General features: G+C 36.5%; 28 protein-coding genes. 24 read left to right on the top strand and 4 right to left on the bottom strand.

The window, feature by feature from the left end; genetic code table 11:
• Nucleotides 1-265: 265 nt before the first annotated feature.
• On the bottom strand, nt 266-1,396 hold the full coding sequence (locus JO950_RS10765) for a DinB family protein (RefSeq protein ID WP_202702645.1): 1,131 nt from the start codon (nt 1,394-1,396) through the stop codon (nt 266-268).
• A 151-nt stretch (nt 1,397-1,547) separates the two neighbouring features.
• Nucleotides 1,548-1,775 carry a CDGSH iron-sulfur domain-containing protein gene (locus JO950_RS10760; protein ID WP_070906333.1) on the bottom strand — a complete coding sequence of 76 codons (228 nt, stop codon included), beginning with the start codon at nt 1,773-1,775 and terminating at the stop codon, nt 1,548-1,550.
• A gap of 328 nt (nt 1,776-2,103) precedes the next feature.
• Between JO950_RS10760 and metG the strand changes: the two genes are divergently transcribed.
• From metG to JO950_RS10705, 11 genes are all read left to right on the top strand, one after another.
• The gene (metG, locus tag JO950_RS10755; protein WP_202702644.1) at nt 2,104-4,161 is read left to right on the top strand and encodes a methionine--tRNA ligase; all 2,058 of its coding nucleotides are present in this window, start codon (nt 2,104-2,106) and stop codon (nt 4,159-4,161) included.
• Nucleotides 4,162-4,339: 178 nt separating this feature from the next.
• Nucleotides 4,340-4,576 (top strand): hypothetical protein, encoded by a 237-nt coding sequence (locus tag JO950_RS10750; RefSeq protein ID WP_202702643.1) that lies wholly within the window; start codon nt 4,340-4,342, stop codon nt 4,574-4,576.
• Complete coding sequence (locus JO950_RS10745; RefSeq protein WP_202702642.1) at nt 4,558-4,857, top strand: type II toxin-antitoxin system RelE/ParE family toxin; 300 nt, start codon at nt 4,558-4,560, stop codon at nt 4,855-4,857. Before JO950_RS10750 ends, JO950_RS10745 begins: the two co-directional genes overlap by 19 nt.
• Nucleotides 4,858-5,072: 215 nt before the next feature.
• On the top strand, nt 5,073-5,348 hold the full coding sequence (locus JO950_RS10740; RefSeq protein ID WP_202702641.1) for a hypothetical protein: 276 nt from the start codon (nt 5,073-5,075) through the stop codon (nt 5,346-5,348).
• A gap of 144 nt (nt 5,349-5,492) precedes the next feature.
• Nucleotides 5,493-6,371 carry a DMT family transporter gene (locus JO950_RS10735; protein ID WP_202702640.1) on the top strand — a complete coding sequence of 293 codons (879 nt, stop codon included), beginning with the start codon at nt 5,493-5,495 and terminating at the stop codon, nt 6,369-6,371.
• A 680-nt stretch (nt 6,372-7,051) separates the two neighbouring features.
• Nucleotides 7,052-7,759, top strand: coding sequence for an HAD family hydrolase (locus JO950_RS10730; protein WP_202702639.1), 708 nt, complete (start codon nt 7,052-7,054; stop codon nt 7,757-7,759).
• The gene (locus JO950_RS10725; protein ID WP_202702638.1) at nt 7,759-8,388 is read left to right on the top strand and encodes a chloramphenicol acetyltransferase; all 630 of its coding nucleotides are present in this window, start codon (nt 7,759-7,761) and stop codon (nt 8,386-8,388) included. The genes JO950_RS10730 and JO950_RS10725 overlap by 1 nt, the downstream gene beginning before the upstream one ends.
• Before the next feature lie 50 nt (nt 8,389-8,438).
• Nucleotides 8,439-9,884, top strand: coding sequence for a hypothetical protein (locus tag JO950_RS10720; protein WP_202702637.1), 1,446 nt, complete (start codon nt 8,439-8,441; stop codon nt 9,882-9,884).
• A gap of 95 nt (nt 9,885-9,979) precedes the next feature.
• The gene (locus JO950_RS10715; RefSeq protein ID WP_202702636.1) at nt 9,980-10,498 is read left to right on the top strand and encodes a ferritin; all 519 of its coding nucleotides are present in this window, start codon (nt 9,980-9,982) and stop codon (nt 10,496-10,498) included.
• Between the two features lie 82 nt (nt 10,499-10,580).
• On the top strand, nt 10,581-10,769 hold the full coding sequence (locus JO950_RS10710; RefSeq protein WP_202702635.1) for a hypothetical protein: 189 nt from the start codon (nt 10,581-10,583) through the stop codon (nt 10,767-10,769).
• A 521-nt stretch (nt 10,770-11,290) separates the two neighbouring features.
• Nucleotides 11,291-11,983 carry a DUF2461 domain-containing protein gene (locus tag JO950_RS10705; protein WP_202702634.1) on the top strand — a complete coding sequence of 231 codons (693 nt, stop codon included), beginning with the start codon at nt 11,291-11,293 and terminating at the stop codon, nt 11,981-11,983.
• 76 nt (nt 11,984-12,059) lie between these two features.
• Here JO950_RS10705 and JO950_RS10700 read toward each other — a convergent pair whose 3' ends face one another.
• Complete coding sequence (locus JO950_RS10700) at nt 12,060-12,389, bottom strand: single-stranded DNA-binding protein (protein ID WP_202702633.1); 330 nt, start codon at nt 12,387-12,389, stop codon at nt 12,060-12,062.
• A 175-nt stretch (nt 12,390-12,564) separates the two neighbouring features.
• Here JO950_RS10700 and JO950_RS10695 point away from each other — a divergent pair, with 175 nt between their 5' ends.
• The 4 genes from JO950_RS10695 to JO950_RS10680 are packed head-to-tail and all read left to right on the top strand — an operon-like array spanning nt 12,565 to nt 17,288.
• On the top strand, nt 12,565-14,094 hold the full coding sequence (locus JO950_RS10695) for a bifunctional GNAT family N-acetyltransferase/carbon-nitrogen hydrolase family protein (RefSeq protein WP_070906324.1): 1,530 nt from the start codon (nt 12,565-12,567) through the stop codon (nt 14,092-14,094).
• Nucleotides 14,091-14,438, top strand: a complete 348-nt coding sequence (locus JO950_RS10690) for a hypothetical protein (RefSeq protein WP_202702632.1) — start codon at nt 14,091-14,093, stop codon at nt 14,436-14,438. The genes JO950_RS10695 and JO950_RS10690 overlap by 4 nt, the downstream gene beginning before the upstream one ends.
• A 12-nt stretch (nt 14,439-14,450) precedes the next feature.
• On the top strand, nt 14,451-16,856 hold the full coding sequence (locus JO950_RS10685; RefSeq protein WP_202702631.1) for a M28 family peptidase: 2,406 nt from the start codon (nt 14,451-14,453) through the stop codon (nt 16,854-16,856).
• Nucleotides 16,857-16,868: 12 nt separating this feature from the next.
• A complete protein-coding gene (locus tag JO950_RS10680; RefSeq protein WP_202702630.1) occupies nt 16,869-17,288 on the top strand; it encodes an SRPBCC family protein in 420 nt (139 codons plus the stop codon).
• A gap of 56 nt (nt 17,289-17,344) precedes the next feature.
• On the opposite strand, the gene JO950_RS10675 is transcribed toward JO950_RS10680, so the two are convergent.
• Nucleotides 17,345-17,740, bottom strand: a complete 396-nt coding sequence (locus JO950_RS10675; protein WP_202702629.1) for a rhodanese-like domain-containing protein — start codon at nt 17,738-17,740, stop codon at nt 17,345-17,347.
• A 148-nt stretch (nt 17,741-17,888) separates the two neighbouring features.
• Between JO950_RS10675 and JO950_RS10670 the strand changes: the two genes are divergently transcribed.
• The 9 genes from JO950_RS10670 (at nt 17,889) to tnpA (ending at nt 26,723) form a co-directional block, all read left to right on the top strand.
• On the top strand, nt 17,889-18,791 hold the full coding sequence (locus JO950_RS10670; RefSeq protein ID WP_202702628.1) for a LysR family transcriptional regulator: 903 nt from the start codon (nt 17,889-17,891) through the stop codon (nt 18,789-18,791).
• Nucleotides 18,776-19,225 (top strand): GNAT family N-acetyltransferase, encoded by a 450-nt coding sequence (locus JO950_RS10665; RefSeq protein WP_202702627.1) that lies wholly within the window; start codon nt 18,776-18,778, stop codon nt 19,223-19,225. Before JO950_RS10670 ends, JO950_RS10665 begins: the two co-directional genes overlap by 16 nt.
• 97 nt (nt 19,226-19,322) lie before the next feature.
• Nucleotides 19,323-20,156 carry an NAD(P)H-binding protein gene (locus tag JO950_RS10660; protein ID WP_202702626.1) on the top strand — a complete coding sequence of 278 codons (834 nt, stop codon included), beginning with the start codon at nt 19,323-19,325 and terminating at the stop codon, nt 20,154-20,156.
• A gap of 55 nt (nt 20,157-20,211) precedes the next feature.
• Entirely contained in the window at nt 20,212-22,095 is a 1,884-nt protein-coding gene (locus JO950_RS10655; RefSeq protein ID WP_202702625.1) for a DUF2207 domain-containing protein, read from the top strand.
• Between the two features lie 108 nt (nt 22,096-22,203).
• Nucleotides 22,204-22,680 carry a methylated-DNA--[protein]-cysteine S-methyltransferase gene (locus JO950_RS10650; protein ID WP_202702624.1) on the top strand — a complete coding sequence of 159 codons (477 nt, stop codon included), beginning with the start codon at nt 22,204-22,206 and terminating at the stop codon, nt 22,678-22,680.
• 140 nt (nt 22,681-22,820) lie between these two features.
• Nucleotides 22,821-23,534 carry a 3'-5' exonuclease gene (locus JO950_RS10645; RefSeq protein WP_202702623.1) on the top strand — a complete coding sequence of 238 codons (714 nt, stop codon included), beginning with the start codon at nt 22,821-22,823 and terminating at the stop codon, nt 23,532-23,534.
• Between the two features lie 14 nt (nt 23,535-23,548).
• The gene (locus tag JO950_RS10640) at nt 23,549-24,619 is read left to right on the top strand and encodes a winged helix DNA-binding domain-containing protein (protein WP_202702622.1); all 1,071 of its coding nucleotides are present in this window, start codon (nt 23,549-23,551) and stop codon (nt 24,617-24,619) included.
• A gap of 110 nt (nt 24,620-24,729) precedes the next feature.
• Nucleotides 24,730-26,169, top strand: a complete 1,440-nt coding sequence (locus tag JO950_RS10635) for a nucleoside recognition domain-containing protein (RefSeq protein WP_202702621.1) — start codon at nt 24,730-24,732, stop codon at nt 26,167-26,169.
• Between the two features lie 92 nt (nt 26,170-26,261).
• Nucleotides 26,262-26,723 carry an IS200/IS605 family transposase gene (gene tnpA / locus JO950_RS10630; protein WP_202702620.1) on the top strand — a complete coding sequence of 154 codons (462 nt, stop codon included), beginning with the start codon at nt 26,262-26,264 and terminating at the stop codon, nt 26,721-26,723.
• Nucleotides 26,724-26,726 lie beyond the last annotated feature (3 nt).

The following is a 26,726-nucleotide window of genomic DNA, read 5'->3' as shown; positions in this document are numbered from 1 at the left end:
AATAAACTTGTTTTTATTAAAAACCTAAAATATAATCATAAATTTTTCACTTGTTTTTCAAAATGGATTACAAAGCCATAAAAGTCATATTGTTTAATCTGATCTTCCCGAAAATCAAAACACAAAAGGGGGCTGTCCAAAGTATGGACAGCCCCCTTTTTATACTAAAAATGTTCGGACTCCTGTCGGAGACAAATTTCATTTATGCAATTCTCAGAGATTGACTAAGTCTTTTTGGACAACCTCTTTTATAAAATCGAAACTATTACTTTTTAATTTCCTTTGGTAAGGTTGGTTTTTGCTGAGGCGGAATACGTTTCTTCAAAAACAAAATCTGCCCTAGATGACTCGACTGATGTTCCATAACATGAAACCAGCAATATTGATTACTCATGTCATACTTTGTTTGAACTTCGGCAAACCAGGCATCGTCTCTCTTTTTTAACTCCGAAATTGTTTTGGCTCTTACTTCATTGTAGATGTCTAAATAATATTGAATATCATGCCCTTTAAATTCATCTCGTCCACCCTGATCCAGATTTAAAGCGGCATTCCACTGTTTCTTTTCTTCTTCATTAAAATCTCTGTTTTCGAAGGTAAAAACCTGATAGTACTTTTCGGCAGCGGCCAAATGCATCACCAGTGCACCAATTCGGTTGGCTTCTGCGTCATGTAAATAATCAATTTCGTACTGATTCATGTTCTTCACTGTTCTTTCTACACGAGACTTAAGATCTTCAAGCATTGATATCATATCTCCAATTTTTGGCGACGCTCCTTCCACATTTCCAATCTTCGCTTCTGCTCGAGGTTTAATCCCGCTTCCTTCCAGTAACAAACTGTTCTTTCCATCAGCACTGGATTTGTCCTGAGTAATTTTGTACTCTTTCACTTTTACACTTGCCTCTTTTGAAATGCCTAAACCCCATTTCGGAATTTCACCATTTTTCAAAGGGGTTTCAAAACTTGCGTTTAAAACCGCCAACGGTTCAAAAACACCTTTGTCATTCTCGATCAGCAATTCGAATTTATCAAAATAGAATTTACCGTTATACAAACACAAACCTCCAAAACTAAGTGATTTACTATTTTTATCGATAGTTCCTTCTACGGTATAAGATTTCCATTCGTTTGATTTAATTGGTCTGTCTCTCATGTTATCAAAAAAACCTTCCTCTTCATTCTTAGTATCAACTCTTGCCCAAACTCCTGCCCAGGCCTGAGGTTCGGTACTTTCAACTTTTACCGACGCGATTACTTTAAACTTCTTTTTAACAGGAGACTGAATTTCTATCGTTTGATTGAAGGATGTCCAATCACTCGAAACCGTCTTTTGTGTTTGAGCCTGAGCCAAAACAAAACATAAAAGCAACAATGGGGTCACCAATTTTTTCATTCTTTATATTTTTAAAAATTTAGGTAAATATAACACACTTTTTTAAGGAAATAACTGATCATATTTAGTAAATCATCTAAAAATGAAAACAAAAAAAGCCACATCAGTTAAGATGCAGCTTCCTTATAAAAAATAACCAAAACCGAAGTTCTTAGTTTGTTTTCATTGGTGGTAAATCGAATGCTTTAGACTCGTGTTCGAAATTATTACGGTGCCCGCCATCGCAAAAAGGCTTGTTTGCCGATAATCCGCAACGGCAAAGACCCAATGCCGATCTTCCTTGTAGTCCGTAAACAGCTCCTTCTGAATCCATGATTTCGAAGTCACCTTCTATTTTAATCGATCCGTTTTTATTGATGATAAGTTTTGTCTTGCTCATAAAATTGCTTTTTTGTTCTTTTTTTGAGCACAAAGGTTGCGAAATAAATCGTGAAGATTTTAGCGGGTATGCTAGTTTAAACTGGTTCTATTTTATGGGGTATTGCACAAAGTTACTCGAAGGTTTTCGCAGAGATTCGCTAAGTTCAATTGTATTGCCTGGCTTCGACTTCGCTCAGCCGGACAATAAAACACCTCATCACTCGGGTCTCCCTTCGATCGAAATGAGAAAAAACTCGGTGAATCTCTGTGCTTTTTCTCTGTGAAACTCCGCGCAATAACAAAATCTCAATTCTATTGCTTATTTTTGCACTCAATAAAATTGAGTTATGATACAGAATCCAAAGAGATATACTATCACGGCAGCCTTACCTTACACCAACGGACCTATTCATATTGGGCATTTGGCGGGGGTTTACGTGCCTGCAGATATTTATTCGAGATATTTACGTTTACAGGGAAAAGACGTTGCATTTATTTGTGGAAGCGATGAACATGGTGTTGCAATTTCGATGAAAGCCAAAAAAGAAGGAGTTACACCACAAGAAGTTATCGATAAATACGACGGAATTATTAGAAAATCATTTGCTGATTTCGGAATTTCGTTTGACAATTATTCCAGAACTTCGGCTAAAGTTCATCATGATACGGCTTCTGAATTCTTTAGAACCTTGTACGACAAAGGCGATTTTATTGAAGAAGTAACCGAACAATTATACGATGCCAAAGCCAATCAGTTTCTGGCCGATCGTTTTGTGGTAGGAACCTGTCCTAAATGTGACAATCCGGAAGCCTATGGAGATCAATGTGAAAAATGTGGATCGACATTGAATGCTACCGATTTGATTAACCCAAAATCGACAATTACCGGAGAAACGCCAATTTTAAAAGAAACAAAACATTGGTTTTTACCTTTGGATCGATATACTGAGTTTTTAACCGAATGGATTTTGGTTGGACATAAAAACGACTGGAAACCGAATGTTTACGGACAAGTAAAATCATGGGTTGACGGCGGACTTGAGCCTCGTGCCGTAACGCGTGACCTGGACTGGGGAATTGATGTTCCGGTTGAAGGTGCAGAAGGAAAAAAATTATACGTTTGGTTTGATGCTCCTATCGGATACATCTCTTCTACCAAAGAATGGGCAGCCCGCGAAGGAAAAGACTGGGAGCCATACTGGAAAGATGAAGACACTAAACTGGTTCATTTTATCGGGAAAGACAATATTGTTTTTCACTGTATCATTTTCCCGGCGATGCTTAAAGCCGAAGGAAGCTATATTTTACCGGACAACGTTCCTGCAAATGAGTTTCTGAATTTGGAAGGAAACAAACTTTCGACTTCTAAAAACTGGGCAGTTTGGCTGCACGAATATTTAGAAGAATTTCCGGAGAAACAAGACGTTTTACGTTATGCCCTAACTTCGAATGCACCGGAAACCAAAGACAACGATTTTACATGGAAAGATTTCCAGGCAAGAAACAACAACGAATTAGTTGCTATTTTCGGAAACTTCATCAACCGTGTGGTGGTTTTAACTAATAAATATTACGACGGATTTATTCCAAAACCAAATGAATTATCTGAAGTTGACGAAAATACTTTGGCTGAACTAAAAGCATATCCGGCTGTAATTTCAAGTTCGGTAGAGCGTTACAGATTCCGTGAAGCTTTGGGTGAGTTGATGAATGTGGCTCGTTTAGGAAATAAATATTTAGCCGACGAAGAGCCTTGGAAAGTAATGAAAGACAATCCGGAGCGTGTAAAAACTCAAATGTATGTCGCTTTGCAAATTGCTGCTGCGTTGAGCATTTTGGCGGAGCCGTTTTTACCTTTTACTGCCGCTAAATTATCCCGAATATTGAAAAATGAAGGCAAATTGCAATGGAATGACGTTACTGAAAATTCAGAATTAATTCCTGAAGGACATCAAATTGGTGAAGCCGAATTGCTTTTTGCAAAAATAGAAGACGAAGAAATACAAAAACAAATAGACAAATTGGAAGCGACAAAAACCGCAAATCTTGCCGAAAGCAAACAGCCTGAACCACAAAAAGATCTTATTCAGTTTGAAGATTTTGCTAAAATGGACATTCGTGTAGGAACTATTCTGGAAGCCGAAAAAATGCCTAAAGCCAACAAACTTTTGGTCCTTAAAGTGGATACCGGAATTGACGTTCGTACAATCGTTTCAGGAATTGCCGAAAGCTTTTCACCGGAAGAAATTATCGGAAAACGTGTTTCGGTTTTAGCCAATTTAGCGCCAAGAGCCCTACGTGGTGTAGAAAGTCAGGGAATGATCCTAATGACAACCAATGCCGAAGGAAAACTGGTTTTCATCAATCCGGATGCCGATGCTCCGAATGGGGAAACGGTAAACTAATTGATTTAATTAGAAAATGTGGCAATTTGATAATGTGATAATTTTCTAAATTTATAAACCCGACAGGTTTTTAAAACCTGTCGGGTTTGTTTTACTTAGATACCAATGTTCAAATAATCACAATCAGTTTATATAATCTGAGAATAAATCTTTAATTTTGAGGATATAAAGAAATATCATGGACTTGACTGCACAAATAAAAAAGAATTTAATATCCCGAATCAAAGATTCTAAAGATTTGAATTTTCTAAATGCGCTTCAAACTATTTTCGATTCCTCTGAACAAGAACTTTATGAATTGTCTGCTGATCAAAAAATGGCAATTGATAATAGTCGAATGGAAATCAAAAATGGAAATTTTCATAAAAATGACGAAGTAATTTCAGAAATGAGAGAATGGCTAAAAAAGAAATAATTTGGTCATCTTTGGCTAAACTTCAACTACAAAATACTCTTGAGTATTATTTCATTAGAAATGAAAGCCCAACTTACAGCTTAAAACTTCTAAACGAGATTGAAGATCTATTAAACACGCTCTCAAACTCAGAATTGATAGGGAGACTTACTTCAAATAAAACCACTCGCGTTATTTCTATGAAAGTCTACCTGATATTTTATGAAGTAAAAGAAAATCAAATTGAAATCGTTTCATTTTGGGACAATCGTCAGGATATTAAAAACAGAAAAGTAAAATAACAGTCGGCACTAAAATTCCTATAAACCCGACAGGTTTTTAAAACCTGTCGGGTTTTGTAATAAAAAGACAGTAGGTTAAAATTCTTTCAATACAAAACTATACGAAATTCAATACTAATCAGCGTTTTCCATTACTTTTTTTTCATAAGTTTACTACTGCAAAAATATCCCGGGGAAATTCTAACAACTTATTCATAAGTTATAAAAACAACCCTATGACTAAAGAAAATCAAAAACCAGCACAACAAGATGTACTGCCAGCGGTGGCAAAATTTCTTTCCTTTCTTTGGATGGAAGGAGAATTTAGAGAACAACCGGAATATTTGTCCGAGATTTTCGAGGCAATTCTGGAAACAGAGATTGGTGACAACCAGGAGCTGCGCACTAAAATGATAAGCTGTATGAAAACCATTAAAATGCTGGCCCAGGCACTTGATCCTTTCTCGGATCAACAAATAGCACAGGCCTGCAGTGAAATTGCTACAGCTTAAACACTCTCTTAAACGCGTGAAATTGGTAATCGATTCACGCGTTTCTCTTTTAAAAACTTTACAAAAATCAATAATTTGATTCTTATTCAAGAAAAAAGTGAGATCTTAGCAAAAACCCACTTTCCGATTCAATATTTAGATTAAATGAAACTCACCAAACCAAGATTAGCCCTGATTGGCGGAATACTTTGTATTTCGATTTTTCCAATATTAGTCAAACTAAAACTGGCTCCGGGATTAATCTCGGCTTTTTACAGAATGTTTTTTGCGGTACTCTTGCTTTTACCTTATGTACTGGTTACTAAAAGCTTTAAGCTTCCGAAAACCAAATTCATACTATTAGCAGTACTTTGCGGAATTCTGTTCTCTTCGGATGTTGCTGTTTGGAATATTGCTATTCAGGATTCAAGTGCAACTCAGGCATCTTTGTTAACTAATTTATCACCGCTTTGGGTTGGAATTGGTTCCTTTTTCTTTCTAAAAATCAGACCTGCAACCAATTTCTGGATCGGAACTGTCGTTTCCTTATTCGGAATGGTCACGCTGGTGGGATTTGAATTTTTCATGGATTTGAATTTTGATCAGGCCTTTCTGTTTGCCGTTTTATCGGGTATTCTTTATTCGATTTATCTTTTGGTGAGCAAAAAAGCACTCTCAGAAATCGATGTTTTATCTTTTATGACTATCAGCTTACTGGCATCGAGTATTTATTTAGGAATTCTATGTTATGCGCTGGATCAGCCTTTTGCAGGTTTCTCGAATACGGGTTGGTTTGTACTGGCACTTCAGGCTGTAATTTGTCAATTGTGTGCCTGGCTTTCCATCAGTTATGCTACCCAGCACATGCGCGCCACAAGAGTTTCATTAAGTTTATTAAGTCAGGCCGTAATTACTTCGATATTAGCTTGGTTGTTTTTAGAAGAACAAATAACTTTACAAATGGTTTTCGGCGGAATCATTTTGCTGTTCGGAATTAGAATTACGTTCTATGATAAGACGATCTCATTAAAAAAGCTTTTCTAAGTCATTGGCCCGCGGATGACGCTGGTTTTACAGATTTTCGCAGATTATTTATTCATCTAAATCATTAAATTCGTGAATTCGTAATAAAAGGTTTCACGCAGATTTAGCAGATCTGGCAGATTTTTTTAAACTGCGGCAATAAAATTCGTGAATTCGTGGCAAAAAAAATATTCTCGCAGATTTGGCTGATCTGGCAGATTTTTTTTAAAATCTTTGAAATCATTCTAATCTGTGGCAAGAAAATTCGTGAATTCGTGGCGAAAAAATACTCTCGCAGATTTAACAGATCGAGCGGATTTTTTTGAAATCTTTGAAATCATTCTAATCTGCGGCAGTAAAATAAAAATTCGTGCATATTCGTGAAATTCGCGGCTGAAGAATTCTCACGCAGATGGCACAGACCGATTGTAAAAAATAATTCGTGAATTCGTGGCTAAAAAAATACTCTCGCAGATTTAGCTGATCTGGCAGATTTTTTTTAAAATCTTTGAAATCATTCTAATCTGTGGCAAGAAAATTCGTGAATTCGTGGCGAAAAAATACTCTCGCAGATTTAGCTGATCTGGCAGATTATTTTTTAAAATCTTTGAAATCATTCTAATCTGTGGCAAGAAAATTCGTGAATTCGTGGCAAAAAAAACCTGAAACAAGAAAAACTTCAAACCTGAAACAAAAACATTATGTTACATAAAAACAAAATCCCCAACTTAAAAGTAATCGCATTTGATGCCGATGATACCTTATTTGTCAACGAACCTTACTTTCAGGAAACCGAGCATAAATTTTGCGCTTTGATGGAAGATTACCTTTCGCATCAGGGAATTTCGCAGGAACTATTCAAAATCGAAATTGAGAACCTGTCTCTGTACGGTTACGGAATCAAAGGCTATATTTTGTCGATGATCGAAGCTGCAATGACAATCTCCAACAATACCATTCCAATTGAGGTTATCGAAAAAATCATCCAATACGGAAAAGAACTACTCGAGAAACCTATTGAATTGCTTGACGGCGTCGAAGAAACCCTAAAAACACTACACGGAAAGTACAAATTGGTTGTAGCCACAAAAGGCGATCTGAAAGACCAACACAGCAAATTGCATCGCTCAGGATTGGGTCATTATTTTCACCATATCGAAGTAATGTCAGACAAACAGGAAATTGATTACACGAAGCTATTAGGGCGTTTAGACATTCAGGCAGAGGAATTCCTGATGATCGGGAACTCCTTAAAATCAGATGTACTACCGGTTTTAGGCATTGGCGGTTATGCGGTACATATTCCGTTTCACACCACTTGGGAGCATGAAAAAATCAGTCACAAAATAGAACACGAACATTTTAGTTCGTTTGAAAAAATCACTGAAATCCTTCAGAACTTATTGTAATGAAAACACTTTTAGACTTAGAAAACTGGAATAGAAAAGAACACTTTGCACACTTCATTCAAATGGAAGAACCCTTTTTTGGTGCTACCGTCGAGATTGATTGTACGCAGGCCTACGAAAAGGCCAAAAGTCTCGAATCCTCCTTTTTTATTTATTATTTGCACAAAACACTGGTTGCCGTAAATGCAATCGAAAATTTTAGATACCGAATTTCGGGAGATCAGATTTACATCAATGACCAAATCGATGCCTCAGCAACCATCGGACGTGAAGATGGCACTTTCGGATTTTCATTTATAGAATATCATCCTGATTTTAAAACCTTCGAAAAAACGGCTTTACAGGAAATAGAACGCATTCAGAATACCACGGGACTTTTTACAAGGTCTTTTGAAAATGATAATTTAATTCACTTCTCGGCAATTCCGTGGTTGAACTTTACGTCACTTTCACATGCCCGCAGTTTTACCTTTCCGGACAGCTGCCCAAAGGTTTCTTTCGGAAAAATGATGGTTTCACCAACCGGAAAAAGAACCATTGCCATGTCTGTTCATGTGCATCACGCCTTAATGGATGGATTACACATGGGACAATTTGTGGATTATTTTCAGGAATTAATGAATCAATAATTCGCACACAAGAGGTTTAAATTTGGAATAATTTTTGTCGATAAAAGCATATGAAAAAACTACTCCTTCTCTTATTAGTAACCTATCAGTCGACCCTGTTGAGTCAGACAGTTTTGGCTTCTTATCCTTTAGATTTAAAGAGGTACGATCAGAACAATACAATCGTTAATGTCGAAAATAAGGCAACACACGATGTATTTGTTTTTGCCACAAATACTCAGAATCTTACTATTTTAAGATACAATAGTGCTTTATTTTTAAAGGACGAATTTACAATATCACGTGCCAATCTTGAAAACAAATCGATATTGGGTTATAGTTTTAGTGAAGACGGAAATCCAACACTTTATTGGGCTTCCGAAGAATCTTCGGAAATTTTTGTGATCAAATATTATTTGGAAACCAAGACGTATAAGATTTTAAAATTTCTGTTCCCTTCCGCGAGCGAATATATCGTAGCTAAGTTTCAAAGCAACAATCTACTCTACCTGTTGTCTAAAGAACTCACAAGTCATACTTTAACGGCCTATGTTTTTAAAAACGGAATTGTAGAAGAGCGGATATTTGATTTTGCTCCTTTTACCTTTCAAAACAAAAGAGGCCAGTCGGTAAGTTTTTCACAGCTCATCAAAGAGAATCCAATTATAAAAATTGATCCGGAAGATTATACGCCTTTAGACAAAGCCTCCAAAAAAAGTAAAATTTATCTCGAAGACAATCATCTTATTCTGACGCTGGATCATAATGCGAAAGAAACACGGCTTTTTGATCTCAATCTGGAGAATCAGGACGTTATTGAAAAGAAAATTGTCCAATCTGAGATTAAAACCCCTCGCAAAATAAGCAACTCCTTCTATCATGAAAAGAAGCTTTATCAAATCAATGCCAATGAAGATGAACTGGTTCTTGACATTAAAAATTATGATTCGGGCGAACTTATAAAAAATATCAGAGTTACAAAGGAAGATACGATTCGATTTAAAACCTCACCTTTCCTCGTTCAGCAAGGCGGTGAAAGAAAACCACGGGAATTAAAGAATACGAAACGTTTTCTACAACATCTCGCTGCTTTAGAAATAGGTTTATCACTTTATAACAATGGAATTAGTACTTCTATGACACTCGGTGGAACTCCACGTGTTGGCGGCGCTTACTATACGGTCATGAACGATACTTTTACCTGGGATTATTTGCCGGTTGTGAATGATGAAACCGTATTTTTTGAAACGGCTTTAAACCAAAAATCAGAATTTGTTGCCAAAGATCCTGCACCAATGGCGCTTGACAACTTGTATTACTTTTTAAACAATAATAGAAAAGCGATTCTGGACAACATTTTTAGATTTGACGATTATTATATTTTAGGATATTACGATACTGCTTTAAAACAATATCAGATGCGAAAATTTACCGATGGATTTCCGGAAAATGAAACACAAAACCCGATCATCGATAAGGCTGTATTTTCGAAACCATTTTCATTTGAAAGACCTTAATTTTATTGAGAATTAATCCAAATGTCTGATGTTTTCAGGTTTGAAAAAAAAGGGAATGGATTATTTTCTCTAACTTTACACAAAAGAGAAATATTATGTTATCAAAAAATATCGAAATAGCTTTAAACAAGCAAATCCGCATAGAGGCAGAATCTTCGCAAACCTACCTTTCTATGGCTTGTTGGGCTGAAGTACACGGACTGGAAGGAATTGCGCAATTTATGTACACACAGTCAGACGAAGAGCGCGCACACATGCTAAAGTTAATAAAGTATGTAAACGAACGCGGAGGTCACTCTCATATTACCGATTTGAAAGCACCTAAAACATCGTATTCTACTTTCAAAGAAATGTTTGAGGAACTTTACAACCATGAACTTTTTGTTTCAAAATCAATCAACGAATTGGTACACATTACTTTTGAAGAAAAAGATTATGCAACACATAATTTCTTACAATGGTATGTTTCTGAACAAATCGAAGAAGAAGCGACTGCTAAGTCAATCTTAGATAAAATCAACTTAATTGGAGATGACAAAGGCGGACTATACTTGTTCGACCGTGATATTCAACAATTAACGGTTACAAGTTCGATCGCTATCAACCCAAAATAAAAAAAGTTAAAGTTTATTTAGAATATTTAAAAATAACTTTTTTCTTTTATATTTGCCTCTGTTTTTATAATACAGAGGAAAATTGAGCAAGAAAGAAAAAGACAAGGACAAAAAAAAGGATAAGAAGAAAAAGAAGAATAAAGCTGCTATCCTTGAGAACATTAAGAGGTTGGAAAACTGCAAATCCTCTTGTTGTGAGAAATACAAAAAAAGCGAAAAGAAACGTTGCTCGCGTTGTCCTATGTTTGATTTATTCAAAAAAACTGCTTAACGAAATATACAAACCCACCATTTGGTGGGTTTTTTAATTTTGGAAATATTGCTCTGAAAGAGCTTTAGCAATAAAATGGTGCGCAGCACTATGAGCAACGATAACGAATATCGGTTACGCCCTGAAAGGGCAGAAGCTTATGCACAAAAGTTGGATTTATATCATTTTGAATTATACTTTATAAAAGAGCGGTTGATTCTTTATTGAAACTTATAATGTATAGTTTGCTTTTGCCCTTTCAGGGCAATTCTGCACCTTAACCTAATTCATAGTGCTGCGCAAGATGCTGTTGCTTTTTAGGGCTTTCAGCCCTTTTTTTCCCAACTCTTGAGATTGATCCCAAAACAATAGAACACGCATGAAACGAATTCGCATCATCTGTATTACAATGCAGAAGAAAATCTTAACTTTTACAATTGACTCGCACAATACTTAAATCTTTGCGTAACTTTGCTTTTCTCCATTGCATTCCTTACGGTTAAAATTAATCCCAAATTTTTTACGATTCATTCAGTTCATCTATGAAAAACGACATTACTATACCCAAATCCAGTCTTGATTTTTTATCTCTGCTTAAAGAAAACAATAACAAGCCCTGGTTTGAGATACATAAGCCCGAATATCTAATCGAGCTAAATCATATTGAAACCTTTGCAGGTGCTTTGCTTCAGGAACTCTCTAAAACAGATGTACTGGAAACAGCTTCCGGCAAAAAAAGCGTTTACAGAATCTATCGTGACATTCGCTTTTCTAAAGACAAAACTCCTTTTAAAACCTTTTGGGGAGGCAGTTATACCAGAGCAACAAAAGAAAGACGCGGCGGTTACTATTTTCATCTCGAAAAAGGAAATAGTTTTCTGGCCGGCGGTTTTTGGGGACCAAATGCAGCAGATCTCAAACGCATCCGAGCCGAATTTGGTCACGACTCTCAAGCCATGCAGAAAATACTCCAGTCAGAATCTTTTATTAGCACTTTTGGGACTTTGCAGGGAGAACAACTTAAAACGGCTCCCAAGGGCTACGACATAAACCATGAAGCGATAGATTTGCTCCGATTCAAATCGTTTCTGCTTATCAAACGTTTTACGGATGAGGAAGTTCTGAGTCCTCTTTTTCTGGAACAGGCTCTCACTACTTTTAAAAATATGAGACCCTTTTTTGATTATATGAGTGAAATATTAACGACAGATATTAACGGAGTTTCTATCCTCTAAAACCCTTACTTACTAAAAATACTCAACCCTACAGGTTTTGAAAACCTGTAGGGTTGAGTATCAAATAGTACTATATTTACTTCAATAATAAAATTTCATTTACGACTACTTCCGTTACATATCTTTTTTCACCATTTTTGTCATCGTAGCTTCGGTGAGTCAGTTTGCCTTCAACAGCAATTTCTTTACCTTTCACTACAAACTTTTCGATTATTTCGGCTGTTTTGCCCCAGGCTGTAACACGATGCCATTCGGTTTGTTCGATTTTTTCTCCTTTGTCATTAGTATACTTTTCATTGGTAGCGATATTCAAATACGCTAATTTTCTACCGTTTTCTAATGTTTTAATTTCCGGATCGTTTCCTACGTTCCCAATTAACTGTACTCTGTTTTTCATTGCATTCATGGCGTATAATATTTAAATGTTAGTATAAAATGAATTCGTTCATCAAATTCAACAGGACAAAGATCCGACGAACGCCAGCAATTATCCGGTAGACAACTATTTACTTTCGGTTGTAACTATTTGTAACCGTTTGTAAATGGAATTTATTTCGTATATTTGAGATAAATCTTACGATATGCAGACAAAAATCAATAAAGTTGAATTGCGTAATTTGGAATTTGACGACTACAAGCAGCTAAAAGATTCTATGGTAGAATCCTATCCCGAGATGGCAGATTCGTACTGGAAAGAGGACGATATTAAAAGACTACTTTCTATTTTTCCTGAAGGGCAGCTCGTCATACTGGCAGATGGAAAAGTCGTTGGATCGGCCTTATCCTTAATTGTCGATGAAAAGCTAATCGACAAAAGACACAATTACAAACAAGCAACAGGAAACCATACTTTTTCTACCCATAATAAAAATGCAGAGATCCTCTATGGAATCGATGTTTTTATTCACCCTAACTATCGCGGTTTACGTCTCGGCCGGCGTTTATACGATGCCCGAAAAGAGCTTTGCGAACAGTTAAATCTGAAAGCCATCGTTTTTGCCGGCAGAATTCCAAACTATGCCCAGCATTCTAAAAAGCTTACTCCAAAAAACTATATCGACAAGGTAAAACATAAAGAACTGCACGATCCGGTACTTTCGTTTCAGTTAAGTAATGACTTCCATGTATTGCGAATTATTAAAAACTACCTTGAAGGTGACGAAGAGTCGAAAGAGTTTGCGGTACTTTTAGAATGGAACAATGTGTATTACGATGAAAGTCCAAAACTAATTAACCTCGAAAAAAGTGTCATCCGTTTGGGACTGATTCAATGGCAAATGCGTCCGCTGAACAATATTGAAGAATTTTTCGAGCAGGCCGAATTTTTTATTGATGTCGTTTCGGGTTACGGAAGTGATTTTGCTTTGTTTCCCGAGCTTTTTATAGCTCCTTTAATGGCCGATTACAATCATTTATCTGAAGCCGAAGCCATTCGGGAACTGGCCCGATATTCAGACCCTATCCGAAAGCGTTTTCAGGAATTTGCTATTTCATACAATATCAATATCATTACCGGAAGCATGCCTTATCTGGACAATGGAAACCTTTACAATGTTGGTTTTCTTTGCAAAAGAGACGGAACTTCGGAGATCTATACTAAAATCCATGTAACTCCCAATGAAGTACAGCATTGGGGAATGAAAGGCGGCTCTCAGTTTAAAACTTTTGATACTGATTGCGGAAAAATCGGCATTCTGATCTGCTATGATGTTGAATTTCCGGAGCTTTCAAGAATTATGGCCAACGAGGGAATGAACATTTTGTTCGTGCCTTTTTTAACCGATACTCAAAACGCCTACACCAGAGTGAAACACTGCTCGCAGGCACGTGCCATCGAAAATGAATGTTATGTCGCTATTGCCGGCTGTGTGGGCAACCTCCCGAAAGTAAACAATATGGACATTCAATATGCTCAGGCCTCTGTTTTTACCCCTTCTGATTTTGCTTTTCCGAGTAATGGAATAAAAGCCGAAGCAACACCAAATACAGAAATGACTCTAATAGTTGATGTTGATCTCAACCTGCTGAAACAACTTCACGAACATGGAAGTGTACGCACGTTAAAAGATCGAAGAACCGATTTGTACGAAATTAAAAAGATAGATTCATGAAAACATGCCTCGAATGCTCCGAAAAAATTGTAGGCAGGGAAGACAAGAAATTCTGCTCAGACAGCTGTCGAAATGCTTACAATAATAAAATAAACAAAGACAGTACGAATTTCATGCGTAATGTAAACAATAAATTACGAAAAAATTACCGAATTTTGAGCGAACTAAACCCTAACGGGAAATCTAAAGCAACAAGGGATAAAATGACAAACAAAGGTTTTGATTTCGATTTCTTTACCAATATCTTGCAGACCAAAACAGGAAACACCTACTATTTTCTGTACGACCAGGGATATCGCTCTTTGGATAATGATTATTTTATGCTTGTTAAAAAAGAATTATAGTACCTATCTACCATGAAAAAAAACCAAACCTCAATTCTAGCCATAGTTTGCATTCTTGCCATTCTTGGTATTATATACGCCACAATGATGCCGCAGGTAATCTCTAAAGGAGATGAGGCTCTTGCTGAGTTTTCTACGGACAGAGCTTTAAATCAAGTCAGAATTATTGCGCAGAAACCGCACTATGTAGGTTCTCTCAATCATGAACTCGTAGCCAATTATCTTAAACTTGAACTGAACCAAATTGGTTTGGAAACCAGTGTTCAGGAAGGCTTTACTTTAAATGATAGAGGACTTCTTGTAAAATCAAAAAACATTCTTGCCCGCATAAAGGGTACCAACAATACAAAGGCACTTTTACTTCTTTCCCATTACGACAGTGCTCCGCATTCTTTTTCAAAAGGGGCAAGTGATGACGCTTCAGGTGTTGCAACTATTCTCGAAGGAATTCGTGCTTTTTTGTATGCAAAACAACCGCATAAAAATGACATTATCATTCTTTTTTCAGATGCTGAAGAACTGGGGTTAAATGGTGCGGCTCTTTTTGTAAACAGCCATCCGTGGGCAAAAGATGTAGGTTTGGTTCTTAATTTTGAGGCAAGAGGATCCTCAGGTCCAAGTTATATGTTAATGGAAACCAATAAAGGAAACAAAGCATTGGTAAAAGAATTTTCTAATGCAAAAACTACTTATCCTGTTTCCAATTCACTTATGTACAGCATCTACAAAATGCTTCCAAATGATACCGACTTAACGGTTTTCAGAGAGCAAGGAAACATTCAGGGATTCAACTTTGCTTTTATAGACGGTCACTACAATTATCACACACAACAAGATGATGTTCAGCACCTGAACAAAACAACTTTGGCTCATCAGGGAACTTACTTAATGCCCTTATTAAAATATTTTTCCAATGTAGATTTAAATACTACAACTTCAACAGAGGATGATGTGTACTTTACTGCTCCGTTCTCCTTCATTAACTATCCTTTTTCATGGGTATGGCCAATGACAATTATTGCTTTAGGATTGTTGATTGTTTTCATCTTTATAGGAAAGGTTAAACGTGTTATCACTTTCAGAGAAATATTCAAAGGATTTGTTCCTTTATTAGGATCTCTAATCATAGCGGGTCTGGTAACCTTTTTAGGATGGAAAATTGTATTACAGATTTATCCGCAATATTCTGACTTATTGAATGGATTCACATACAACGGTCATGCTTATATCGGTGCATTTGTAACACTCAGTATCGCCATTTCATTTGCCTTCTACCATCATTTTTCAGAAGCTAAAATTACCATGAATCATTTTGTAGCACCGTTGCTACTCTGGATCATCATGAATGCATTTGTAGCTAATAGTCTGACTGGTGCAGGTTTTCTGATCATACCGGTATACTTCGGCATACTCCTGTTCGGAATTTTTGTTCTTACTCAACATTATAGCCTCGGACTCAACCTCCTTTTTAGCATTCCGGCATTCGTTATCATCGCTCCATTTATTGTAATGTTTCCGGTTGGTTTAGGATTAAAAATCCTCTTTGTAAGTGCTATTCTAACCGTATTACTTTTTACATTGGTATTACCGATATTTGGTACGTTTGCTAAAAAAGGGATCTGGACGATCTTTTTCTTTGCTGTTTCAATTGGCTTTTTTATCTATGCAGGATACCACTCCGATTACGAACCAGGAAAAGCAAAATCAAACAGTTTACTGTACGTTTACAATGCCAATACCAACTCTGCTCTTTGGGCAACTTACGATGTTAACCTTGACGATTGGACCAAAACTTATTTAGGTCAAAAAAACCAGAGCGCTATTGGTTTAAATACATTACCAATAGCCAGCAAATACAATTCGGGCTTTACGTATAGTGCGATTGCTCCTGTAGTCGACATACCGAAACCAACTATTGCATTTTTAAAAGACAGTGTGGTTGGCAATAACAGGTATTTAAAAATAAAAATCACCCCAAACAGAAAGGTAAATCGTTATGATATTTATGCCAATCCAAAAATGACTTTTTTCAATTTCAAAGCTAATGGAGTTGCAGCTTCAGGACAAAAAGGAAATCGTCTGGAACGCGATGGCATGAAAATCTTATGTTACTATGTGGTAGGCAATGAACCTCTTATCATGGAATTCTACACCAACAAATTGACCGTTCTGGATATGGATTTAATTGAAAGTTCTTTTGATTTGATGACCAATCCGCTGCTTAAAGTAAAACCAAGAAGCGATTGGATGATGCCAACACCTTTTGTATTGAATGACGCAGTACTCCTTCAGCAAAAAATAAAACGCTACACAGCACCCGCAACTGTTCCTGCACCTGCAGCAATAGCGAAAGACAGTACTATCCTAAAAAAAGACAGCTTAAAACCTATTGCAAAGCCAATTGTAAAACCACAATAAAAAACACTTATTATGGCAACCAATATCTCTACAGTTCTTTTAAATGCTCCCTCAGAAAAAGTCTGGAATGCACTCACTCAACCGGAGTGGGTCAAACAATGGCAATACGGCAGTGACTTAATCACAGACTGGAAAATTGGTAATGAAATCAGATTTAGGAACGAATGGGAAGGTCAGGTTTTTGAGCAATGGGGGACTGTTTTGGAGATTATCCCCAATCAGAAAATCAAATATTCCTTATTCTTCCCCAGACCGGAATTAGAGGACAAACCCGAGAATTACTTCGTAGTGAGTTATGTCTTAACAGAAGAAAATCAGAAAACAAAACTCGAAATTGTTCAGGAAGACAATCGCCCCGGAGCAGTTCAGGAAAAACCTCAGGATGAAGAAAACCCAATTTTACAAGCTTTAAAAGCTTTAATCGAATCGTAAAATGAATTTTAAAATAATAAAGGGCAAACTTTATATAAAGTTTGCCCTTTATTATTTCAACAGGCGCATTCCATTCTCAAACCTGTCTGTCCCCCTTTTGTTCCCTCAGTGGCATAACCGTCCAACTTCCACCACTCGATCCCTCCTATTAACTCTTTCACCTTAAAGCCGAGTTTTGTCATATTCAAGGCGCCCTTTGTCGAAGCATTGCAGCCAATTCCATCACAATAAGTTACATACAAAACTTCTTTGTCTAAATGTTGGGTACGCTCCAGCGTCATTTCACGATGCGGAATATTGATTGCTGTGGGAATGTGTTCTGCTTCAAAGCCAAAAGCTTTGCGCGCATCAATAGCGATTACTTTCTCTCCATTGTTCAGGGCATCAAATAAATCAGACGGATCTATTTCGAACGCCAGCTTATTCTCGTAATGTTTAATTTGTGCTTCCATTTTTTTACAGTTTTACTATTTTAGTTTTTCAAATGTAATGTAATGGCTCCTCCCATAAAAACGAAAAGAATTCATTCAGTTGATTACTTTTTTTCATAGAAAAGCCATCCTAAAATTTTGTTCCTTTGTACTTCTAATTCCCAAAAAAATGGAAATACGTCATTTACGATTAATAAAAGCAATTGTTGAAGAAGGAAGCATCACTAAGGCAATTGACAAGTTGCATCTGACACAATCGGCTTTGAGCCATCAGCTTAAAGAAGCCGAGTATCAATTGGGAACCGCCATTTTTCTGCGCACCAATAAAAAACTGGTTCTAACCAAAGCCGGCGAAAAGATCTACGAACTTGCCAATGAAATTTTGGACAAACTTTTGCAAACCGAATTGCAAATCAAACAAATGGTTTATGGAGAATACGGTGAAATCAGAATTAGCACCGAATGTTTTTCAAGTTATCATTGGCTGCCATCGGTTTTAAAACAATTTCATTTTTTATATCCAAACGTCGAACTTAAAATTGTAACCGAAGCAACCCATATTCCGATACAAAAATTACTGGAAAACACCATCGATATTGCCGTAATAAGCGATCAGATCAAAGACAACAACATTAGATATATTGAGCTTTTTCAGGATGAAATGGTTATGGCAGTCTCTGAAAACCACGCCTGGGCAACTAAAAAATATGTGGTAGCCAAAGATTTTATCGACGAACATTTACTCATTCACTCCTTTCCGATGGAAACGGTTACCATACATCAGTTTGTACTGGCCCCCGCCAAGGTAACCCCCAGAAAAATAACTGCCCTGCCGCTTACAGAAGCATCGCTCGAAATGGTCAAGGCCGATATGGGTGTAATATCAATGGCAAAATGGGCCTTGTTACCTCATTTGAAAAACAATCCGATAAAAGCTATACAAATTGGAAAAAACGGTTTAAAAAGAAAACACTTTATTGCGATTCGGGAAAATCAGGAATATCCGGACTACTTTTATCGCTTCATCACTTTTTTACAAAACGAAATCAATCTTCAATGGAATATTCAATAAGAAACTGTGAACCTTCAGACTTACCAAAACTAGTGGTTTTATGCCAAAAACATGCGGAGTATGAAAAAGTTCAGTTTTCTTCGGAAGGAAAAGAAAATAAGTTAAAAGAAGCCTTGTTTGGCGATCGTCCAAAAGTACATTGCCTGGTGGTTGCAACAAAAGATACGATTGTAGGTTATGCTTCCTTTACTTTTGACTTCTCCACCTGGAATGCCGCAAATTTTCTTTATATGGACTGTTTGTTTCTCGAAGAAGAGGCCAGAAGTTTTGGTATTGGCGAAATACTGATTGAAAAGCTAAAACAAATTGGAAAAGAAAACAATTGCGTCAATATGCAATGGCAAACCCCGCAATTTAACGAAAGAGCCGTCAAATTCTATCACCGAATGGGCGCAAAAGGAAAAGACAAAGTGCGATTTACTTTGGATCTCTAATATTTTAATCCCGCAAAGAGGTAAAAAAATCAGGTAAATACTGGTTTTAATTCTTTCCCGCTACGAAAGGCTTTATCTTTGCAACTTTAAACGAAAAATGACACAAATCAGTATTTTAGGATGTGGCTGGCTGGGATGGCCTCTGGCGAAAAAGCTAATTAAAGAAGGACATTCGGTAAACGGATCGACAACTTCTGAAAGTAAACTTACTATTTTAAAAGCATCAGGCATAAATCCCTTTCTGGTTGCGCTTGAAAGCGAATATGTTTCAAACAGCATCACTAACTTCCTGGCGGAAAGTGAGATTCTGATTATTGATATACCGCCTAAATTACGAGAAAAAAGCGCCAGTCTTCCGACTCCGTCTGAGAGGATATTTGTTCGAAAAATGAAGAATCTGATTCCGTTTATAGAAAAATCAACGGTAAAAAAAGTTCTTTTTGTAAGTTCAACCGCAGTTTATGGGAATGAGAACACGACGATCACAGAAGATACACTCCCAAATCCGGAAACCGAAAGTGGTAAACAATTGCTTTTAGCGGAAGCTTTGCTTCAAAAGAATCAAAACTTTGCAGCCACCATATTGCGTTTTGGCGGTCTAATCGGAGAAGATCGTCATCCGGTAAAATTTCTGGCCGGAAAAGAAAACCTTGAAAACCCTGATGCACCGATAAATCTGATCCATCAAAACGATTGTATCGCCATTATCGAAGCAATCCTAAATCAGGCTAAATGGAACGAGGTCTTTAATGCCGTAGCACCTTTTCATCCAACAAGAGAAGAATACTACACTCAAAAAGCAAAAGAACACAATCTGAATCCTCCGAAATTTAGAACTGAAAACTCAAACATTCAAAAGATTATTTCAAGTAAAAAAATGGAATCTGTTTTGAATTATCAATTTGAAATGGACGTTTATTGCCTCACATAAATTACCTTATTTAAAAACACAATTCTTATTTTCACTCCGCAAAAGAACTTCTTTCATGGTAACATATTTTAGGTTTGTATTCACTTTCAGTATTTTATTATTTTCATTATCTCCATGTTTTAGTCAAACGGATTCTACAGCTGTCTATCAGGAAGAACAAACCGAAAAAATACAACAATTTCATGCCGATATCCTAATTAAAGAAAACGGGAATATCATTATAACTGAAACAATTAGGGTTTATAGCGCAGGTTTACAAATAGATCATGGTATTTTTAGAGAATTGCCGTTGACAAATAGTTCATCAAAAGTTCCTTTCAACAATTTTTATACGATTTTAAAGGTGATCAAAAATGGAAGAATCGAACCGTATCACACTAAATCTGATCTGCAAAATTTTACAATTTACATTGGTGATAAAGATTCTTTTCTTCCAAAGGGGGTTTACACTTATAAATTGATTTATGAAGTTGAAGCTCAAATTCATTCCTATTCTGATTTTGATGAAGTTTATTGGAATGTCACTGGTAACTACTGGGTTTTCGACATCGATAATGTTAGCGCAAGAGTAATTCTGCCAAAAGGAGCAACGGCACTTCAAACACATTGCTATACTGGAATTTTAGGCTCTAAAGCAAACGATTGCAATGCCAAAATCATCGGCAATTCGGTTTATTTTACTTCTAAAAATTTAAAATCCGAGGAAGGTTTTACTGTTGCAGTGGGATTTCCGAAAGGAATTGTAGATCAACCATTTTTCTTAGCACACTTTAAAATGGAAGAGTTTTTATCTGTTGAAAAACTGGCTATAGCATTATTCGCGCTTTGTATTTGTTTTGTATTCTACTTTTATTCCTGGAAAAAATACGGCAAAGATCCTTTACCCACAAATGAAAGCAATCAACTTGAAGATATAAGGGAACGATATTCCCCCTCTTCTTTAAGATATTTAAAAGAACGATATATTAATAACAAAACACTTTTGGTTTCGATTATTAGTCTCTCCGTTAAAGGAGCAATCGAAATTACTGATAACGGAAAACAAAATTGGGCAGACGAATTTAAATACTTTCTGAAAAAAGGATCAAAACCAGACCATCTAGCCCCAGAAGAAAATGCTGTCTTAAAATCCTTATTTAAAGAAAATGATAATTTTGCAATCGATTCTAAAACCTACAAAATCTTTAAGGACGCTGAATCAGAACTTCAAAAATCTATTGAAAATCAACACAATACCGATGATTATTTTCGCAACAATGTAAAACAAATTCTACTTGGTTTTGCTTTAACAATTGTAGCTCTATTGGGCTATTGTTACATTGCAAAAGGAACAATCTTTTGGGAAGCAATATTTGGTTTTGTCTTTTTAGTACTTACCGTATTATTAATCAAAGTTATTGTCAAATCATTTATAAGAGGTGAATTTGCAATTGCGTTGCCGTGTTTGTTTGTATTGATTTTTCCTTTGCTTGTAACTTATACACTTCTTATTGCAAATACTGCGGATAAAAGTTATTCGGCATTAAATGCACTGGTATTATTGATTATCATTTCCGGATTTACCATTTATTTTAATTTAATTAACGCTTATACCAAATTGGGAATTAAAACTAAATTTCAAACCAAGAAGTTCAAGCAACATTTACTAAAATATCCTGTAGAACAAAATACCGATACTGTTCGTATTTATGAAGAAAACCTGCCTTATGCTTTTGCTTTAGACATTGATAAAGAGTGGAACCTAAAATTTGCAGCTGCATTAAAAAATTTAAATTATACCAGTAAATGGATAACAGCCAGCGACGGATCTCCGGGTTTTTCTTACCGAACATTGGTTCATTTTAACAAAACTTATACCTCCTCGTCATCAAGCAGTGGAAGTTCTGGCGGCGGAAGTTCCGGAGGCGGCGGCGGTGGCGGTGGCGGAGGAGGCTGGTAAAACACCCCAAACTTAAATTACCGCCATAACTTATATCATTTAAAAAAAACTTTGCGAACTTTGCGATAAACCTTTGCGCCTTTGCGCTAAAACTTTACGTTTAAAACTATGGAAACAGTTTATGTCAATTCACCATTAGGAATTACCAAAATCGTTGGAGATGAAAACGGCATTGCTATTGTCTCTGTTTCTGATGTTGGCGATAATGACGTTTCACAAACCATTCCTAAAGTTTTGGAAAAGGCCGTTTCACAGCTTCAAGAGTATTTTGATGGTAAAAGAACCGACTTCGATTTAAAACTAAACCCAAAAGGAACGGACTTCCAGCAAAAAGTTTGGAAATCCTTGTTGGAAATTCCGTACGGAAAAACCATCAGCTACATGGATCAGACCAAGAAACTGGGAGATCTAAAAGCTATTCGGGCTGTTGCGTCGGCAAATGGTAAAAACCCACTGTGGATTGTGGTTCCCTGTCACCGTGTTATTGGTACCAATGGTTCTTTAACGGGTTACGCCGGTGGTCTTTCCCGTAAGAAATGGCTGTTGGAACATGAGAATCCTAGTACGCAGCAGAGTTTGTTTTAGCTTTTGAACAAGTCATACCTTTACGAAAGCGGAAGACAAAAAAGTATCAAAATCTTAAAAATATAAGCTATTTCTTATTTTTAGAATCATTTGCGTACATTTATAAATCTAAATGCCAAAAAATATAAGACGTCACCATAATGATTGAAAAAATTAACCTTAACAACATTCTTTTCCTTGATATTGAAACGGTACCGGAAGAGGAGAATTTCAATTCGCTTGACGAAGAAATGAGGTCTCTTTGGGATCAGAAGACACAATACCAGCGTAAAGACGATTTTACTCCCGAAGAATTTTATGAACGTGCCGGAATCTGGGCAGAATTCGGTAAGATTGTCTGTATTTCGGTTGGCTATTTTACCATTAAAGGTGATATCAGAAATTTTAGAGTAACCTCTTTTTTTGGAGATGAAAAGAAAATCCTGCGCGACTTCAATAATCTGATCAACAATCATTTCAATAAACCGCAGCACCTGCTGTGCGGACACAATGCCAAAGAATTTGATATTCCGTTTATTGCACGACGTATGATCATCAACCAGATTGCAATTCCGGACAAGCTTAATTTATTTGGAAAAAAACCTTGGGAAATACCACATTTAGATACTTTAGAATTATGGAAGTTTGGCGATTACAAGCACTTTACCTCCTTAAAACTATTAACCAAGATCCTGGGAGTTCCCTCTCCAAAAGGTGATATCGACGGCAGTCAGGTTGCACATGTCTTTTATGTCGAAAAAGACATTGACCGAATTGTAACCTATTGTGAGAAAGACACCATAGCTGTAGCTCAGATTTTTCTTCGCCTGCGTCGTGAAGATTTATTAATTGACGATGAAATTATTCATGTGTAATACCGCTTTAAACGATGGATTCAAAAATAGCTCAGCTCAGGCTCATCTCTCAAAAACTTCATAAAACGACTGACAATGCACCACAAGAAATTGTGCAGCATTTAGGGGCAATGCAGGCTCAGGACTATGCAATGGCAAAATGGGCAGTTGGCTCCCGTTGCGATGCTTCAGAAAAAGCGATTGAAGAAGCTATCAATTCGGCACAAATTATCCGAACTCATATTTTACGGCCTACCTGGCATTTTGTTTCTGCCGATGATATTTACTGGATGTTGGATCTTTCAGGGCCGCAAGTCAAACGCATTGTAACCTCTTACGTAAAAAAATATGGTTATGATACTAAGAAACTACATCAAACGAATGCCGCTATCCAAAAAATACTTGCAGGAAACAATCATCTCACCCGTGAAGAAATCATGCAGGAACTTAGCATTACTAAAACTCCTGGCCCTGATCATTTAAGCGGTGCCATTATGATGTATGCTGAACTTGATGGTTTGGTTTGTAACGGAAAAATGAACGGAAAACAAATGACGTATGCTTTACTTGAAGAAAGGGTTCCGAAACCACAAGGCAGACTAACCCAAGAGGAAGGTTTGACAAAACTAGCCCTTCGATACTTTGAAAGCCATGGCCCTGCTACCCTTCTTGACTTTTCATGGTGGTCAGGCTTCTCTCCTACCAGCTGCAAAAACATCATTAATGCAATCGAATTGCAATTAAATACTATTACCATTGAGGATCAGAAGTATTGGTTCAAAAATGATATTTCAACTGAGGATAATTTCCGCGAAAGCATCCATTTTCTTCCGGCTTTTGATGAAATCTTAATTTCCTATAAATCCCGTGAAGCCTCCATCTTACCCGAGCATCAACCAAAGGCTTTTACCAACAATGGCATTTTCAAACCCATAATCCTGGAGAACAGCAAAGTCATCGGAACCTGGAAACGGACCATCAAAAAAGATCACGCCAAAATAGAAACCCAATTTTTTAACGAGACTGAAAATCATAAAAAGGCAATTCTTTTTGAAGGCATTAAGCCTTTTGAAAACTATTTAGAAACCAAAATTCAAATCGAATAATTTGAATTTTCACAAAACCGAATTACTTTCAATGAAATACTTCCTGTTTCCTGTTTAAAATCCTTGCGCGTTTTAGGGTTAAATAATTACATTTACAAAAAAATATAATTATGGTATTGAGCAGATTTTGGTTAGCTATTTTTGTGTCTTCAATTTTATTTGTGGTAGTGAGTTTGTTTACCGGCAACAGTTATACACTCGATTTTATTTTGAACGGACAAAAAGATGACCCAATTCTGGTTTCTGAAAAATATCTGGAGCAGATTCCTGCTTTTGTGAGAGACAGCATCGATTTAAAAGAAGATAAAACCATGATTGTAAACAGGGACTTAACAAATCCTGATACTACTTATGTTTACAAAAACAAAACGGTAAAAATTTATAGCGGTGTACAAAAATCAGACGGTTTACTGCCTACCTGTAAAAGTACTTTGATCGACATTATTATTCCATTAATTGCCTACTTAGCCTTTTTCTGCGGATTAATGGAACTTTTAATCGTTTCCGGAGCTTCCGAAAAACTGGCCAGATTCTTAAGTCCGATGTTTACCAAAGTGTTCCCTACGGTACCCAAAAATCATCCTTCGATATCGTATATGACCTTAAATTTTGCAGCAAACTTCCTTGGTTTAGATTCTGCTGCCACACCATTTGGACTAAAAGCGATGGAGAGTTTACAGGAATTAAATGTCGAAAAAGACAAAGCAAGTGATGCCCAAATCATGTTTATGTGTCTGCATGCATCGGGTCTGACCCTGATTCCAACTTCAATTATTGGATATCGCGCCGCAGCAAATGCAGCCAATCCGGCGGATGTTATGCTTCCATGTATCATTACTTCATTAATTGGAACTGTCGCAGCATTCCTGATTGTGGGAGTCAGACAAAAAATAAATTTCAAAAGTGCTTCATTAGTACTTGCTTTAATGGCCATTATTGCTGCGATCATAGGATTATTGTTCTACGTTAATCACTTGGATTTAATTGGAAAAAACTATTTTACTTCTAATCTTTCAGGATTGATGTTGGTTGGGATCATTGGAATTACTCTCATTTTTTCCTTCATTCATGAGAAGAAATTTGTAGCACAAGACACTACAATGTTCGATACTTTTGTTGATGGTGCAAACAATGGTTTAAAAACCGGAGTTAAAATCTTTCCTTACGTTTTGGGAATGCTGGTTGCCATTTCCCTTTTTAGAAATAGCGGACTGTTTGAGATTATCAGTAACGGAATCGGATTTATCTTTAGCAGTATCGGCGTAAGTTCCGAAATCATAAATGCGTTACCGGTTGCATTACTTAGACCTTTTAGCTCAGGAGGTTCCAGAGGATTCTTACTGGATTCTATGAGTACTTTCGGAGCAGATTCGCTTACCGGGCGTTTAAGCAGTATTTTCCAATGTAGTGCCGAAACTACTTTTTATGTGATTGCGGTTTACTTTGGATCGGTAAACATTAAAAACACCCGATATGCACTTACCACCATGTTATTGGTTGATTTTATATGTGTAATCGCCGCCATTTTTGTAGCCAGCTGGTTTTTTTAAAGCTTAATAAAAAATAGTATTTTTCTTATTTTTTTATTAATTACGCATAGAAATATTTTGTATTATTGCTTCTATAATACAAAATACGCAAAATGGCAAACACCTATCATCAAGTTTATATACAGGCCGTTTTTGCTGTCAAATACAGAGAAGCACTTATTAATAGCGAATGGAAATCGAAATTATTAAGTATTCTTGGTCATCTGATAAACGAAACAGGATGCAAAACCATAATTGTAAATGGTACCGAAAATCACGTTCATTGCTTTCTGGGTTTAAAACCAAATGTTTCAATTTCTGAACTAATGAAAACCATAAAAGCGAAATCATCAAAATATATCAATGACCATAAACTGACAAAATCCAGATTCGAATGGCAGGAAGGTTACGGTGTTTTCTCCTACAGCCAATCACATGTTGATGCGGTATATAAATATATTCAAAATCAGGAAGAACACCACAAAAAGCAATCTTTCAAAGAAGAGTATTTTACATTTTTAGAGAGATTTCAGGTTTCTTATGATGAAAAATATCTATTTAATGATCTTATATGAACC

This window comes from Flavobacterium sp. UGB4466, from assembly GCF_903469665.1.
Lineage (GTDB): Bacteria > Bacteroidota > Bacteroidia > Flavobacteriales > Flavobacteriaceae > Flavobacterium > Flavobacterium lipolyticum.
The sequence above is the reverse complement of the archived record's forward strand: the minus strand, read 5'-3'. Positions and strand labels throughout refer to the sequence as shown.

Bases quoted from the DNA above. Each gene is read 5' to 3' on its own strand.
- JO950_RS10765 (WP_202702645.1), bottom strand. From the start codon at position 1,396: ATGAAAAAATTGGTGACCCCATTGTTGCTTTTATGTTTTGTTTTGGCT.
- JO950_RS10760 (WP_070906333.1), bottom strand. From the start codon at position 1,775: ATGAGCAAGACAAAACTTATCATCAATAAAAACGGATCGATTAAAATA.
- metG (WP_202702644.1), top strand. From the start codon at position 2,104: ATGATACAGAATCCAAAGAGATATACTATCACGGCAGCCTTACCTTAC.
- JO950_RS10750 (WP_202702643.1), top strand. From the start codon at position 4,340: ATGGACTTGACTGCACAAATAAAAAAGAATTTAATATCCCGAATCAAA.
- JO950_RS10745 (WP_202702642.1), top strand. From the start codon at position 4,558: ATGGCTAAAAAAGAAATAATTTGGTCATCTTTGGCTAAACTTCAACTA.
- JO950_RS10740 (WP_202702641.1), top strand. From the start codon at position 5,073: ATGACTAAAGAAAATCAAAAACCAGCACAACAAGATGTACTGCCAGCG.
- JO950_RS10735 (WP_202702640.1), top strand. From the start codon at position 5,493: ATGAAACTCACCAAACCAAGATTAGCCCTGATTGGCGGAATACTTTGT.
- JO950_RS10730 (WP_202702639.1), top strand. From the start codon at position 7,052: ATGTTACATAAAAACAAAATCCCCAACTTAAAAGTAATCGCATTTGAT.
- JO950_RS10725 (WP_202702638.1), top strand. From the start codon at position 7,759: ATGAAAACACTTTTAGACTTAGAAAACTGGAATAGAAAAGAACACTTT.
- JO950_RS10720 (WP_202702637.1), top strand. From the start codon at position 8,439: ATGAAAAAACTACTCCTTCTCTTATTAGTAACCTATCAGTCGACCCTG.
- JO950_RS10715 (WP_202702636.1), top strand. From the start codon at position 9,980: ATGTTATCAAAAAATATCGAAATAGCTTTAAACAAGCAAATCCGCATA.
- JO950_RS10705 (WP_202702634.1), top strand. From the start codon at position 11,291: ATGAAAAACGACATTACTATACCCAAATCCAGTCTTGATTTTTTATCT.
- JO950_RS10700 (WP_202702633.1), bottom strand. From the start codon at position 12,389: ATGAATGCAATGAAAAACAGAGTACAGTTAATTGGGAACGTAGGAAAC.
- JO950_RS10695 (WP_070906324.1), top strand. From the start codon at position 12,565: ATGCAGACAAAAATCAATAAAGTTGAATTGCGTAATTTGGAATTTGAC.
- JO950_RS10690 (WP_202702632.1), top strand. From the start codon at position 14,091: ATGAAAACATGCCTCGAATGCTCCGAAAAAATTGTAGGCAGGGAAGAC.
- JO950_RS10685 (WP_202702631.1), top strand. From the start codon at position 14,451: ATGAAAAAAAACCAAACCTCAATTCTAGCCATAGTTTGCATTCTTGCC.
- JO950_RS10680 (WP_202702630.1), top strand. From the start codon at position 16,869: ATGGCAACCAATATCTCTACAGTTCTTTTAAATGCTCCCTCAGAAAAA.
- JO950_RS10675 (WP_202702629.1), bottom strand. From the start codon at position 17,740: ATGGAAGCACAAATTAAACATTACGAGAATAAGCTGGCGTTCGAAATA.
- JO950_RS10670 (WP_202702628.1), top strand. From the start codon at position 17,889: ATGGAAATACGTCATTTACGATTAATAAAAGCAATTGTTGAAGAAGGA.
- JO950_RS10665 (WP_202702627.1), top strand. From the start codon at position 18,776: ATGGAATATTCAATAAGAAACTGTGAACCTTCAGACTTACCAAAACTA.
- JO950_RS10660 (WP_202702626.1), top strand. From the start codon at position 19,323: ATGACACAAATCAGTATTTTAGGATGTGGCTGGCTGGGATGGCCTCTG.
- JO950_RS10655 (WP_202702625.1), top strand. From the start codon at position 20,212: ATGGTAACATATTTTAGGTTTGTATTCACTTTCAGTATTTTATTATTT.
- JO950_RS10650 (WP_202702624.1), top strand. From the start codon at position 22,204: ATGGAAACAGTTTATGTCAATTCACCATTAGGAATTACCAAAATCGTT.
- JO950_RS10645 (WP_202702623.1), top strand. From the start codon at position 22,821: ATGATTGAAAAAATTAACCTTAACAACATTCTTTTCCTTGATATTGAA.
- JO950_RS10640 (WP_202702622.1), top strand. From the start codon at position 23,549: ATGGATTCAAAAATAGCTCAGCTCAGGCTCATCTCTCAAAAACTTCAT.
- JO950_RS10635 (WP_202702621.1), top strand. From the start codon at position 24,730: ATGGTATTGAGCAGATTTTGGTTAGCTATTTTTGTGTCTTCAATTTTA.
- tnpA (WP_202702620.1), top strand. From the start codon at position 26,262: ATGGCAAACACCTATCATCAAGTTTATATACAGGCCGTTTTTGCTGTC.